We start from the raw sequence: 13,175 nt of genomic DNA on the forward strand, positions 1-13,175 counted from the left end.
AGCACGGGGCGTGAGCAACACCGACAGCTTTATCGATGAGGTCACCGAAGAGGTGCGCCGCGATCGGCTCTATGGCTATCTCAAGCGCTATGGCTGGATCGCAGCCCTTGTGATCGTGGGCGTCGTGGGCGCGGCAGGCTACAACGAATACCGCAATGCGCAGGAGGCCGCGCGCGCACAGGCGCTGGGCGATGCGATGCTGGGCGCGCTGGCGCAGGATGATCAGGCCGCGCGGGCCGACGCACTGGCCGGTGTGACGGCAGAATCGTCCGAAGGTGCCGCTGTTCTGGCCTTTCTGACCGCAGGGGCGCAGGCCGATGCGGGTGACGCAGAGGCCGCGGCGCAGACATTGCAGACCGTGGCGGGCAATGCCGATGTGCCGCTGATCTACCGCCAGGTCGCCACATTCAAGGCGCTGATGCTGGACGCCGACACCCAGGACAGCGCCACCCGGCGCGCCGGGTTCGAGGCGCTGGCCGTGCCGGGCGTGCGCCTGCGCCTTCTGGCCGAGGAACAGCTGGCCCTGCTGGACATCGAAGACGGCAACACCGACGCCGCAATTGCGCGGTTCAACATGATCCAGGACGACGCCGAGGCGACCCCGGGCTTGCAACGTCGCGCCCTACAGGCAATGGTGGCGCTGGGCGGCGTGCCAGAGGCCACAGAGACCGCCGAAGAATGAGGGCTGCACCGATGACACACACCCGCACCCGCGCAGGTATTGGTCTGTGTATCCTGTCGATTGGCGTTTTGACGGCCTGCGCCGAGCGTGAGTTGATCCTGCCGGGCAAGCGCGAGCCAATCACCGCCGTGCTGAGCAACCCGGCACCCGAAGCCGCGGCGCAGGCCGTGGCCGACACCGCGCGCAGCATCCAACTGCCCGCGCCAGTGACAAATGCCGATGCCGCGCAAAGCCCCGGATCGCCTGCGTTCCGCACGGTGCACCCGGCACTGTCATCCGCGCTGACCCCGATCTTTGCCGCCAATATCGGTGAGGGCGACAGCCGCAAGCACCGCATCGTGGCCGATCCGGTCGTGGCGGGCGGCATCATCTACACCCTGGACGCCGAGACGCTGGTGACGGCCACATCCACCTCCGGCACGCTGGTCTGGCAGCGCGATGTGCGCCCCGACGGGGCGGACGAGGGCGACGGCACCGGCGGCGGCCTCGCGGTTGCGGACGGTGTTCTTTATGCGTCGTCCGGCACCGGGGCGCTGTCGGCGCTCAATGCGGCCACGGGCGCGCTGATCTGGACGCAGGACCTCGAATCCACCGGGTCCGGACAGCCGACCATTTCGGGCGACCTCGTTTACATCATGGCCGGTGACGACACCGGCTGGGCGCTGGAAAAAGACACCGGACGCATCGCCTGGCGGGTCAGCGCATCGGAAAGTGCGACCAACGTGCTCGGCGCGCCGGCACCGGTGATCACGGACGATCTGGCGGTGTTCTCCTTTGGCTCGGGCGAGATGCAGGCGGTGTTCCGCCGCGGCGGTCTGCGCCGCTGGGACGCGTCGGTTCTGGGTGAGCGCAAGGGCCGGGCATTGTCCAAGGTTGATGACGTCACCGGCCATCCCTTTGCCGCAGATGGCGTGATCTATGCGGGCAACCAGTCCGGGCGCACGGTCGCGATCTCCGCCACCAGCGGCGCGCGCATCTGGACCGCGAACGAAGGCGCGATTGATTCCGTCCTGCCCGTGGGCGGCAGCGTGTTCCTTGTCAGCGACCGCAACGAATTGCTGCGTCTCGACGCCAGCGACGGCAGCCGCATCTGGGGCACGGCCCTGCCGAACTTTGTCAAGTCCAAGCCGCTGCGCCAGTCCGAAGTCTTTGCCCATCACGGGCCGGTTCTGGCGGGCGGACGCCTCTATGTGGCGTCCTCCGACGGTGTTTTGCGCAGCTTTGATCCGGCGACCGGCAACCTGACGGGCACGACCGAGATCCCCGGCGGTGCCTCCACCGCGCCGGTGGTGGCGGGTGGCACGCTCTATGTCGTGACGCGCAAAGGGCAGCTTGTCGCCTATCGCTGACGCGCCCCTGCAACGATCAGTCCTTTTCGCGGGCGCACATATGGTCTATGTGCGCCTTTCGATATTTGGATTGCAGACCCTGCCATGACCCTGACCCTCGCCATTGTTGGCCGCCCCAATGTGGGCAAGTCGACCCTGTTCAACCGCCTTGTGGGCAAGCGCCTTGCGCTGGTCGATGACCAGCCGGGTGTCACGCGCGACCTGCGCGAAGGTGCCGGGCGGCTGGCCGATCTGCGCTTTACCGTGATCGACACCGCGGGGCTTGAGGAAGCGACGGATGACAGCCTGCAAGGCCGCATGCGCCGTTTGACCGAACGCGCGGTGGACATGGCTGATGTGTGCCTCTTCATGATCGACGCGCGCACCGGGGTCACGCCCACCGACGAGGTGTTTGCCGACATCCTGCGCAAGCGGGCCGATCACGTGCTGCTGGCCGCCAACAAGGGCGAAGGGGCCGCCGCCGATGCTGGCGTGCTCGAGGCATTTTCGTTGGGTCTGGGCGAGCCGATCCGCATGTCGGCAGAGCACGGCGAGGGGCTGAACGACCTTTATGCACAGCTGCAACCGCTGGCCGACCTGCACGCCGAAAAGGCGCAGGACGACGCGCCCGAAGTGGATGTGGAAATTGACGAGGACGACCCTGACTACGTCCCGCAACCGACCAACGCCAAGCCCTTGCAGGTGGCCGTCGTGGGCCGCCCCAATGCGGGCAAATCCACGCTGATCAACCAGATCGTGGGCGAGGATCGCCTGCTGACCGGCCCCGAGGCCGGGATCACCCGCGACGCGATTTCCCTGCGCACCGACTGGAACGGCACGCCCATGCGAATCTTTGACACCGCCGGTATGCGCAAACGTGCCAAGGTGCAGGAAAAGCTGGAGAAACTCAGCGTCAGCGACGGGTTGCGCGCGGTGAAATTCGCGGAGGTGGTCGTGGTGCTGCTGGATGCTGCGATCCCGTTTGAACAGCAGGACCTGCGCATCGCCGACCTGGCCGAACGCGAGGGGCGCGCGGTGGTGGTCGCGATCAACAAGTGGGACATCGAGGACGACAAGCAGGCCAAGCTGCGCGACCTCAAGGAAAGCTTTGAGCGGCTCTTGCCACAATTGCGCGGCGCGCCGCTGATCACCGTGTCGGCCAAGACGGGCCGGGGCATCGACCGGCTGCATGATGCGATCATGCGCGCCTACGATGTCTGGAACCGCCGGGTGACGACCGCGCAGCTGAACCGCTGGCTGACCGGTATGCTCGAGGCGCACCCGCCCCCCGCGCCGCAGGGCAAGCGGATCAAGCTGCGCTATATGACGCAGGCCAAGACGCGCCCCCCCGGTTTCGTCGTGATGTGTTCGCAGCCCGACAAGGTGCCGGAGAGCTATAATCGCTATCTGGTCAATGGCTTACGGCTCGACTTTGACATGCCGGGCACGCCCATCCGTCTCTATATGCGGGGCCAAAATGACGCGAATCCCTACAAGGGCCGCAAGAAGGCCGGGCCGTCGAAACTGCGCAAGCACACCGAGGGGCGGCGCAGCTAGGCGCGGGCGGCGCGCACGGCGGCAAAGGCCACAAGCACCAGGCCGAACATGGCGACGGTTGCCACGTCGCCGGGCGCTTTGACGATGATCGCGACAAAGGCCCAGATCACCGCGATGCCGTAAGTGGGCGCACGTCCCAGCCGCGTCTGGACCGTATAGGCCAGGGCCGACGCGATCAGGATCATGGTGATGGCGGCCGCGGTTTCGCTCAGCACTCCATAGCCCGCCAGCAGCAGTCCGATGGCGACACAGCTCGCCGCACTCAACCACCCGGCATAGAGGGCGAGAGGCCACGCGGCCCAGCCGCGATCCAGCACCGGGCTCTGCCACAAGGCGACGAGGGCGGGGATGAGCATGGCCCAGATGAGGACGGTGGCGAGGATGGGGCTGAGCAGCGCGGCGGGCAGCCATACCGCCCCCACCGCCAGCGACACGGCCAGCGCGGGTCGCATGGGCTGCCAATCCGGCGCGTCACGGCGGGCGACGACACCAAAGAGCGCGGAGGCCAGCAGCCACAGGTAAATCACGCCCCAGATCGCAAAGGCATAGCCCGCAGGTTGGACGGGGGGATTGTTTTGCGGCACCGGAAACTGGTCGGCGTCAAAGCCGCCAAAGTCAGGAACGATCAGGGTGGAGGCGGCAAAGGCCACCGTGAGCAGGAGAACAAGATAGGACATGGCAACCCATATGTTTCAATGGGTTACCTTATCAAGCCCTGGCGATGAAAAAGACGCCTAGACCAGTGTGCCGTCCGCGCCCAGCCGCGTTTTGCCGCCCAGATAGGGCGCCAGCGCCTTTGGCAGCATGACCGAACCATCGGCCTGCTGGCCGTTTTCCAGCACCGCGATCAGGCAGCGACCCACGGCGAGGCCGGAGCCGTTCAGCGTGTGCACGAACTGCGGTTTGCCGCCATCTGCGGGCTTGAAACGCGCGTTCATGCGCCGGGCCTGAAAGTCGCCGGTGGTCGAGACAGAGCTGATCTCGCGGTAGGTGTCCTGACCGGGCAACCACGCCTCGATGTCGAAGGTGCGGCGCGCGCCGAACCCCATGTCACCCGTGCAGAGAACGACAGTTCTGTAAGGAATTTCAAGGGCTTCGAGGATGCCTTCGGCACAGGACAGCATCCGTTTCTGTTCGTCCTCGCTGGCGTCGGGATGGGTGATCGACACCATCTCGACCTTCTCGAACTGATGCTGGCGCAGCATGCCCGCCGTGTCGCGACCCGCGCTGCCCGCCTCGGAGCGGAAGCAGAGCGTGTGGGCGGTGAGGCGGATGGGCAGGGAATCTGCATCCAGGATGTCGCCCGCCACGGTGTAGGTCAGCGGGATTTCCGAGGTCGACACCAGCCACATGCCCTCTTCGGTGCGGTAGCTGTCTTCGGCAAATTTGGGAAGCTTATCAGTACCATACATGGCGTCGTCGCGCACGAGCACGGGGCTGTTCACCTCCGTGAGGCCGTTCTGGTCGACATGGGTGTCGACCATGAATTGCGCCAGCGCGCGGTGGATGCGGGCGACGGCCCCCTTGAGCATGACAAAGCGGCTGCCGGAGGTCTTGGCGGCGGTCTCGAAGTCCATGGATGCGCTGACGCCTGCGATGTCGAAATGCTCTTTGGTAGCAAAATCAAAGGTTTGGGGGTCGCCCCAGCGCTTGATCTCGACATTGTCATCCTCGTCCGCACCGTCGGGCACATCGTCCGCGGGCAGGTTTGGAATGCGCGCCAAAGCGTCGGTCAGCTGGGCGTCGAGCGCCTTTGCCTCCTCCTGCATGGTCGCAATTTCCGCTTTCTTTTCAGCGACTAAGGCGCGGAGACGCTGGAATTCATCCTCGTCCCCACGACCCTTGGCGGCACCGACCTCTTTGCTGGCCTTGTTCTGCTCGGCCTGCGCGGTTTCGGCGGCGAGGATCTTGGCGCGGCGCGCCTCGTCCAGGGCCAGAAGGGACGACGACATCGCAGCGTCCCCACGGCGCGCAAGGGCGGCGTCGAAAGCGGCGGGATTATCGCGGATGGCGCGAATGTCGTGCATGGCTCTGGTCCTTTTGCGTGTCCATTGATGGTGGTGCCCCTATGCCCGATCGGCGGGCGCGGGCCAAGGGGTTAAGGCAGCGTACGGTGGGGGTGTGGGGGGTGAAACGTGCAGATTGGGGCCGGGAGTGTACGTTTTTGGTGGCCGGATCAGCGCGGTTTGGGGGTGGTTTTGGGAGAATGTGCAGATTTTGGCGCAAACTGTACGTTTTGCGCGAGGTGCGGCGGGTAACGGGTTGTTAGGGATTGGGCGGCGTTAAGGTTTGGCGGAGGCGGGTAACTTTTGGGAAAGGTTTGGGTCAGTCGGGCTGGTCTCAATCGGGCGGCAGGGTGGCTTGCCATGTGCGCCAGGCTTTGTCGAAGTCGTCGTGGTCCAGTTGCTCTTTGGCCCAATGTTCGGGCCAAATGTCATCGCGCGGTCGCGCGCCGTCCGGCGGTGTGGCGGTTGCATCGGCAAAGACATCATCCAGATGCGCGGCAAAGTATGTTAGGTTGTTAAAATCAACCTCTCTAACGCGCGCACCTCGAAGAGTAGCGCGCGTTAGAGAGGTTGCGGCGTCGAACTGCGCCTCGTCGAGGTATGCCCCCTGCAACTGCGCCCCGTCGAGGTTTGCCCCCTGCAACTGCGCCTCGTCGAGGTATGCCTCCTGCAACTGCGCCTCGTAGAGGTATGCCTCCTGCAACTGCGCCCCGTAGAGGTATGCCCCCTGCAACTGCGCCCTGTAGAGGCGTGCCTCCTGCAACTGCGCCCTGTAAAGGCGTGCCCCCTGCAACTGCGCCTCGTCGAGGTATGCCCTCTGCAACTGCGCCTCGTAGAGGTATGCCTCCTGCAACTGCGCCCCGTCGAGGTTTGCCCCCTTCAACTGCGCCACGTCGAGGTTTGCCCCCTGCAACTGCGCCTCGTAGAGGTTTGCCCCCTGCAAGTGCGCTCCGTCGAGGTTTGCCCCCTGCAAGTGCGCTTCGCGTAGCAATGCCTGTTCAAGTTTTGCAGCAGTCAAGTCCGCGCGTTGCAAATTCGCGCTGCGCAGGTCGATTTCGCCGTTTGTTAAAGGCTCAGGCGCAACATCCGCCAGACGGCCCAGTGTTTGTGCGGCTTTTTCCATGTCGGAGCGGAGTTTTGGTAATCCCTGTGCCCATTCCCATAGTTCGCCGGGCTTCGCGTCCTTTGGCGTGTCCTGCGCGGGCACCTCGGCGCTGAGTTCGCGGACGTAGACGGACAGCAGGCGGGCGATGCGGGGGACTTCGGTGGGTTTTTCGTGGGCCAGACCTTCGAGCCGGTCGATGGCGGCGTTGCGTTGGACGATGTCGTCTTGCCAGTGGTTTACGTATCCGTATTTTCGATGCCATTTAGTCACCTGCCGCCGTGCGTAGAGGCCCTTGGTGGCCTCGTTGATCTTGTCGTTGAACAGGCTTTCCTGGGTCAGGCGCAGGCGGATCACCGTGAGGGGCAGGGCGATGACAGCGCCCAGGACGGCGGTGAGGCCGCCGATGCGCAGGACGTAGAAGAGGTAGTCGTTGCTGCCGCCCACGGCCCTCAATGTGTCGACGATCAGGCCGAAGAGGCCGAGGATCAGGATACCCGCGAGGGCGATGTAAAGCGCGAGGATGCTCAGGATCAGGGCGTGGGGCAGACGCTCCATCCCCAGTGCGGCGCGGAGTTTGTGGAGGGGGCCCTCTTTGCCCTCAGCTTCGGGCAGGGTGAGGTAGATGAGCCATGAGACAAACATCAGCGCCAGCAGGGCCGCGCCGCCCGCGACGAGGGGGTGGGAGAAGTTGATAGTGAGTGTCAAAGGGTCGTCCATCCCACCAGTCTGACGCGAATGGGCGTCGGGCAAAAGGGGTTTGATGCTTTGGCACCGGGATGGGCGTGGCAAAAACCCCTTTGGACCTTGCGCAGCACCGCGCCCGCCCATAGGTTCTGCCAAACTTTGCAGCGGGCCAGAATCCGCCCCCCGAAATGCGCTTGATAACAAGGACGTCCCCATGGAAGCCATTGGCCAGTTTATCCCCCTGATCCTGATTTTCGCGATCATGTATTTCCTGCTGATCCGCCCGCAGCAGAAGAAGGTCAAAGAGCATGCGGCCATGGTCGAGGCGGTGCGCCGGGGTGATCAGGTGGTCACGCAAGGCGGGCTGATCGGCAAGGTGTCGAAGGTCAAGGAAGACAACGAGATCGAGGTTGAGCTGGCCGAGGGCGTCAAGGTGCGTGTTGTGAAGTCGACCATCGCGAGCGTGCTGAGCAAGACCGAGCCTGCCAAGTAATGCTTCGGATCGAGGGTTGGAAACGCGTACTGATCTGGGCGGCCTGTGCCCTTGGTCTGATATTGGCGCTGCCCAACGGGTTCTATACCCGTGTGGAGCAGCATAACGACGCCGCGCAAGCCATTGAGTTGGGTGCGGATACGGCTGAAAATCAGGCGCTGCTGGCGCAGTGGCCGTCCTGGATGCCGTCGAGCCTGGTGAATTTGGGTCTGGACCTGCGGGGCGGGGCGCATTTGCTGGCCGAGGTGCAGGTCGAGCAGGTCTATGCCAGCCGGATGGAGGCCAGTTGGCCCGAGATCCGCGATGCGCTGCGGCCCGAGCGGGCGACGGTGGGCACGATCCGGTTGCAACCTTCGCCGCCGGATGAGTTGCGCATTCGGATCGGTGAGCCTGCGGGCATGCAGCGGGCGTTGCAGGTGGTGCGTGGGCTGGCGGTGCCGGTGCAGACGCTGACCGGTGTGGGTGCGAACGACATCGAGGTGCGCGCGGCGGGCGATGATGTGATCGTGGTGACGCTGAGCGAGGCGGAGCGGCTGGCATCGGACGAGCGGACGGTGCAGCAATCATTGGAGATCGTGCGCCGCCGGATTGACGAGGTGGGCACACGCGAGCCGACCATTCAGCGGCAGGGCGCGCAGCGTATCCTGATCCAGGTGCCGGGCATCGGGTCGGCGGCAGAGCTGAAAGAGATCATCGGGACCACGGCGGCGCTGACCTTTAACCCTGTGGTCAACCGGACCTCGGACGAGAACGCAGCGCCCGGTGTGGGCAACAAACTGGTGCCGTCGCTGGACGAGCCGGGGTTGTTTTATGTTTTGGAAAGCGCGCCGGTCGTGACGGGCGAGTGTCTTGTCGATGCACAGCCGAGCTTTGATCAGAACGGAAGCCCTGCGGTTTCGTTCCGGTTCAATACGCAGTGCGCGCGTATTTTTGGGGATTACACGGCGGACAACATCGGGTCGCCCTTTGCCATTGTGCTGGATGACGAGGTGGTGAGTGCGCCAGTGATCCAGAGCCATATTCCCGGCGGGTCGGGGATCATCACCGGGAATTTCGATGTTGAGGAATCGACCAACCTTGCGGTCCTCTTGCGCGCTGGTGCGTTGCCAGCAGAGCTGACTTTCCTCGAGGAGCGGACCATCGGGCCGGAACTGGGTCAGGACAGCATTGATGCGGGCAAGGTTGCGACCACGGTCGCCTTTGCCGCCGTACTTGTGTTCATGTTCCTGAGCTATGGGCTCTTTGGTCTTTTTGCCAATGTGGCGCTGATCATCAACATCGGGCTGATCTTTGGCCTGCTGAGCCTGATCGGGGCGACGCTGACCTTGCCCGGGATTGCGGGGATCGTGCTGACGGTGGGGATGGCGGTGGACGCCAACGTGCTGATCTTTGAGCGGATCCGCGAAGAGTTGAAGAGCGCACGGGGGCCCGCGCGGGCGATCGAGCTGGGTTATGAAAAGGCGCTGTCGGCCATTCTGGACGCCAACATCACCACGTTTATCACCGCCGTTATCCTGTTTGCGATGGGGTCGGGGCCGGTGCGTGGTTTTGCGATCACGCTGGGTCTGGGCATCCTGACATCCGTGTTTACCGCGATCTTTGTGACGCGCTTGCTGGTGGTGATGTGGTTTGAACGCCGCCGCCCCAAGACGATCGAGGTGTGAGGATGACAACGGTTCGCAGCCGCATGCGCCATGCCCGACCTCGGGTGGGCATGGCCACATGTGATCAGCCCACTGCACTTTCAAGCATGCATGACACGCGTGCTTTGACCGACATCGCCGTATACCCTCCCGGGGGGGAGGTGTCGCCATTGTCGCTCGGACCAATGGCGCGACATGGCAACCAAGGCACATGCGCGCCGGGTCGTGATTTTTCCGGAAAGGCACCGACATGCGTTTGAAGCTGGTCAAACAGAACACGAATTTCGATTTCTTCAGCCGTTGGAAGATGTGGCTGGGCATTTCGGCGGTCATGATGATCGTAGGTTTTGCGTCTTTTGCTATTCAGGGGCTGAATTTCGGCATTGATTTCCGCGGCGGGACAACCGTGCGGACGGAAAGCACGCAGCCCGTGGATGTGGCCGTGTACCGCGATGCGATGGCGGTGCTGGAGCTGGGCGATATTTCGATCACCGAGGTGTTCGATCCCCAGTTTGACGCCGATCAGAACGTCGCGATGATCCGTATTCAGGCGCAAGAAGGTCAGGAGGCGGTGACGCCCGACACCATTCGCGCGGTGCAGGCGGCGCTTGCCGTGGCGATACCGGACATCAAGTTCGTGTCGGTCGAATCCGTTGGACCCAAAGTGTCGGGAGAGTTGATCAAGACCGCGGCGCTGGCCGTTGTCCTCGCCATCGGGGCGGTGCTGGTCTATATCTGGTTGCGGTTTGAATGGCAGTTTGCCTTGGGCGCCGTGGCCGCGCTGGTGCACGACGTGATCCTGACGATTGGCGTGTTTTCGGAACTGCAAATCAAATTCGATCTGGCCATTATCGCGGCGCTTCTGACCATCGTGGGCTATTCGCTGAACGACACGGTGGTGGTGTTTGACCGGGTCCGTGAGAACCTGCGCAAGTACAAGAAAAAGCCGCTGAACGAAGTGCTGAACATCTCGATCAACGAGACACTCAGCCGGACGGTCATGACCTCTGTGACCACGCTGTTGGCGCTGATCTCGCTTTATGTGCTGGGCGGGGATGTGATCCGGGGTTTTGTCTTTGCGATGATCTGGGGTGTGATCGTGGGCACGTACAGTTCGGTGTTCGTGGCCTCGACCATCCTGCTGTGGCTGGGCGTCAAGCGGAACTGGGACAAGCCGGATGCCAATGTCGGCAACCAATATGCCAATATAGATGCCTGAGTTCATCACCACGGCGCTGGCTCTGCCGGGGCTGTGGTGGTTGGTTGCGGCGATCATTGCGGCGGGTCTGGTGCGTGGGTTCACCGGGTTCGGGTCCGCGATGATCATCATGCCCGCGGCAAGTTCGGTGCTGGACCCGTTTGCGGCGCTGGCCTTTCTGACCGTGGTGGAGTTCTGGGGGCCGTTGCCAAACCTGCGCGCGGCCCTGCGCGAGGGGCAGCGGCGCGAGGCGTTGACCTTGCTGGCGGGGGCGGCCATCGGTTTGCCGCTGGGCTTGTGGGCCCTGTCGCTGCTGGATCCGGCGGTCTTTGGCTGGTCGGTGTCGCTGGTTGTTCTGACCCTGTTGGTGCTGTTGATGACCGGCTGGCGCTATGGCGGGGTGCTGGCACCGCGGCTGGTGGCGGCGGTGGGCACGTTGGGCGGTTTCCTGGGCGGCGTGGCCGGTGTGCCGGGGCCGCCTGTGATCATGCTTTACATGGCGCGGGCGCTGCCCATATCCGTGATCCGGGCGAATTTCCTGCTGTACCTGCTGGGGATCGACGTGATGATGATCACGGTCTTTGTGCTGTTCGGGTTGCTGGATCCGCTGGCGGTGGCGGTGGGCCTGATCTGTGTGCCGGTCTATATGCTGGCCAATGTGATCGGGGCGCGGTTGTTCGATCCCGGTGCGGAGCGACTTTTCCGGGGGGTGGCCTATGTGGTCATTGCGGCCTCGGCCATTTTGGGACTGCCGGTGTGGGGGTAAGACATGCGTTTGAATGAAATCAGCTTTAACGATGCCAAGCCGGTCGAAGGGTACGGGCCGGGGTTTTTCCGCATCGGCGGCGAGGTGTTCGAGGGGCCGGTATTGACTGGGGCGCAGGGCACGGTGCCGTGGGGCGGGTATGCGGATATCGAGACCCTCGTGGCCCTGGCGGGGCAGGTCGATGTGCTGTTCCTGGGCACGGGCGCAGAGATCGCCCATTTGCCCGCCGATTTGCGCGCGGCACTTGATGGGGCCGGGGTGGGCGCGGAGGTGATGTCGTCCCCCTCGGCGGCGCGGACGTATAATATCCTGCTGAGCGAGGGGCGGCGCGTTGCGCTGGCGATGCTGCCTGTGTGACCGGGCGGGATGTGCATATTTGAAGAACAATGAAAGACTTTTGTGTCTGCGCGCAATGGGTTAGGCCTGTCTTATGGAGTTGACAGTTTCCGATCTGGCCGTGGGCCGCGGGGGTGTGCCGGTATTGGCGGGCCTGTCCTTTGTGCTGCGGCCGGGGGCGGCGCTGGTGCTGCGCGGGCCGAACGGGGCGGGCAAGACGACGCTGTTGCGCACGGTGGCGGGCTTGCAGGAGCCGATGGCCGGGACCGTGCGTGGGGCCGAGGACCGGGTGGCCTATGCCGCCCACGCGGACGGGTTGAAGGCGGCGCTGAGCGTGGCGGAGAACCTTGCGTTCTGGGCGTCGGTCTTTGGGCAGTCGGATATCGAGGCGGCGTTGCAGGCCTATGATCTGGCGCATTTGCGGCACCGGCGGGCGGGCGCGCTGTCGGCGGGGCAGAAGCGGCGGCTGGGGTTGGCGCGGATGAGCGTGACGGGGCGCGCGATCTGGGTGCTGGACGAGCCGACCGTGTCGCTGGATGCGGCGTCCGTGACGCTTTTTGCGGATGCGGTGCGGGCGCATCTGGGCGATGGCGGCATGGCGTTGATTGCGACGCATATCGATCTGGGGCTGGATGCGGATGTGCTGGATGTGGCACCGTTTCGCGCGGCGGCGGGCGCGATGGCGTCGGTCGACGAGGTGTTTCTGTGAGGGCGCTGTTTCTGCGCGATCTGGCCTTGGCGCTGCGTGCGGGGGGTGGTTTCGGGCTGGGGCTCGCGTTTTTCCTGATCGTGGTGGTGCTGGTGCCGTTCAGCGTGGGGCCGGAGCCTGCGCTGCTGGCGCGGATTGCGGCGGGTGTGCTGTGGCTGGGGGCGCTGCTGGCGTGCCTGTTGTCGCTGGACCGGTTGCTGGCGGTGGATTTCGAGGATGGTGCGCTGGATCTGCTGGCGACCTCGCCCTTGCCACTGGAGGGGATCGTGGCGGTCAAGGCGGCGGCGCATTGGGTGACCACGGGCCTGCCGCTGGTTCTGGTGGCGCCGGTGCTGGGGGTGCTGTTGAACCTGCCTGCGGCGGGCTATGGGGTGCTGGTGCTGAGCCTTGGTCTGGGCACGCCGGCGCTGTCGATGATCGGTGCGTTCGGGGCGGCGCTGACGGTGGGGATCAAGCGGGGCGGGTTGCTGTTGTCGCTGCTGGTGCTGCCGCTTTATGTGCCCACGCTGATCTTTGGGGCGGAGGCCGCGCGGCGGGCCGCACTGGGGTTGGAGGCGGGCACGCCGCTGTTGCTGTTGGCGGGGATCACGGCGGGGGTTCTGGCCTGCATGCCCTTTGCCGCGGGTCTCGTGTTGCGGGTGAACCTGAGATAACGTCGTTGTGGATTG

The 13,175-nt window shown here is 64.5% G+C and carries 13 protein-coding genes; 10 read left to right on the top strand and 3 right to left on the bottom strand.

Features of this window, described 5'->3' with window-relative positions; all coding sequences use genetic code 11:
- The first annotated feature begins 10 nt into the window (after nt 1-10).
- The 3 genes from Q0949_RS19145 (at nt 11) to der (ending at nt 3,567) form a co-directional block, all read left to right on the top strand.
- A complete protein-coding gene (locus Q0949_RS19145; RefSeq protein ID WP_299376244.1) occupies nt 11-682 on the top strand; it encodes a tetratricopeptide repeat protein in 672 nt (223 codons plus the stop codon).
- An 11-nt stretch (nt 683-693) separates the two neighbouring features.
- Nucleotides 694-2,031 (top strand): PQQ-like beta-propeller repeat protein, encoded by a 1,338-nt coding sequence (locus Q0949_RS19150; protein WP_299376246.1) that lies wholly within the window; start codon nt 694-696, stop codon nt 2,029-2,031.
- A gap of 84 nt (nt 2,032-2,115) precedes the next feature.
- Nucleotides 2,116-3,567, top strand: a complete 1,452-nt coding sequence (der, locus tag Q0949_RS19155) for a ribosome biogenesis GTPase Der (protein ID WP_299376248.1) — start codon at nt 2,116-2,118, stop codon at nt 3,565-3,567.
- Here der and Q0949_RS19160 read toward each other — a convergent pair.
- The 3 genes from Q0949_RS19160 to Q0949_RS19170 all read right to left on the bottom strand — a co-directional run bounded on the left by Q0949_RS19160 (nt 3,564) and on the right by Q0949_RS19170 (nt 7,383).
- Nucleotides 3,564-4,244: a tryptophan-rich sensory protein gene (locus tag Q0949_RS19160; protein ID WP_299376251.1), complete on the bottom strand. Its 681-nt coding sequence runs from the start codon at nt 4,242-4,244 to the stop codon at nt 3,564-3,566. The genes der and Q0949_RS19160 overlap by 4 nt on opposite strands.
- Nucleotides 4,245-4,301: 57 nt before the next feature.
- A complete protein-coding gene (gene serS, locus Q0949_RS19165; RefSeq protein ID WP_299376253.1) occupies nt 4,302-5,594 on the bottom strand; it encodes a serine--tRNA ligase in 1,293 nt (430 codons plus the stop codon).
- A 313-nt stretch (nt 5,595-5,907) separates the two neighbouring features.
- Nucleotides 5,908-7,383, bottom strand: coding sequence for a pentapeptide repeat-containing protein (locus Q0949_RS19170; protein WP_299376256.1), 1,476 nt, complete (start codon nt 7,381-7,383; stop codon nt 5,908-5,910).
- A gap of 193 nt (nt 7,384-7,576) precedes the next feature.
- On the opposite strand from Q0949_RS19170, the gene yajC reads away from it, so the two are divergent.
- The 7 genes from yajC to ccmB all read left to right on the top strand — a co-directional run bounded on the left by yajC (nt 7,577) and on the right by ccmB (nt 13,160).
- A complete protein-coding gene (yajC, locus tag Q0949_RS19175; RefSeq protein WP_299376259.1) occupies nt 7,577-7,855 on the top strand; it encodes a preprotein translocase subunit YajC in 279 nt (92 codons plus the stop codon).
- Complete coding sequence (secD, locus tag Q0949_RS19180; RefSeq protein WP_299376261.1) at nt 7,855-9,519, top strand: protein translocase subunit SecD; 1,665 nt, start codon at nt 7,855-7,857, stop codon at nt 9,517-9,519. The genes yajC and secD overlap by 1 nt, the downstream gene beginning before the upstream one ends.
- 229 nt (nt 9,520-9,748) lie before the next feature.
- Complete coding sequence (secF, locus tag Q0949_RS19185) at nt 9,749-10,717, top strand: protein translocase subunit SecF (protein WP_299376263.1); 969 nt, start codon at nt 9,749-9,751, stop codon at nt 10,715-10,717.
- Nucleotides 10,710-11,462: a sulfite exporter TauE/SafE family protein gene (locus Q0949_RS19190; protein WP_299376266.1), complete on the top strand. Its 753-nt coding sequence runs from the start codon at nt 10,710-10,712 to the stop codon at nt 11,460-11,462. Before secF ends, Q0949_RS19190 begins: the two co-directional genes overlap by 8 nt.
- A 3-nt stretch (nt 11,463-11,465) precedes the next feature.
- Nucleotides 11,466-11,819 carry an Mth938-like domain-containing protein gene (locus tag Q0949_RS19195; protein WP_299376269.1) on the top strand — a complete coding sequence of 118 codons (354 nt, stop codon included), beginning with the start codon at nt 11,466-11,468 and terminating at the stop codon, nt 11,817-11,819.
- A 73-nt stretch (nt 11,820-11,892) separates the two neighbouring features.
- Nucleotides 11,893-12,507 carry a heme ABC exporter ATP-binding protein CcmA gene (gene ccmA / locus Q0949_RS19200; protein ID WP_299376271.1) on the top strand — a complete coding sequence of 205 codons (615 nt, stop codon included), beginning with the start codon at nt 11,893-11,895 and terminating at the stop codon, nt 12,505-12,507.
- On the top strand, nt 12,504-13,160 hold the full coding sequence (gene ccmB / locus Q0949_RS19205) for a heme exporter protein CcmB (RefSeq protein WP_299376273.1): 657 nt from the start codon (nt 12,504-12,506) through the stop codon (nt 13,158-13,160). Before ccmA ends, ccmB begins: the two co-directional genes overlap by 4 nt.
- Nucleotides 13,161-13,175 lie beyond the last annotated feature (15 nt).

Origin of the sequence: uncultured Tateyamaria sp. (assembly GCF_947487805.1) — a bacterium.
Taxonomy (GTDB): domain Bacteria; phylum Pseudomonadota; class Alphaproteobacteria; order Rhodobacterales; family Rhodobacteraceae; genus Tateyamaria.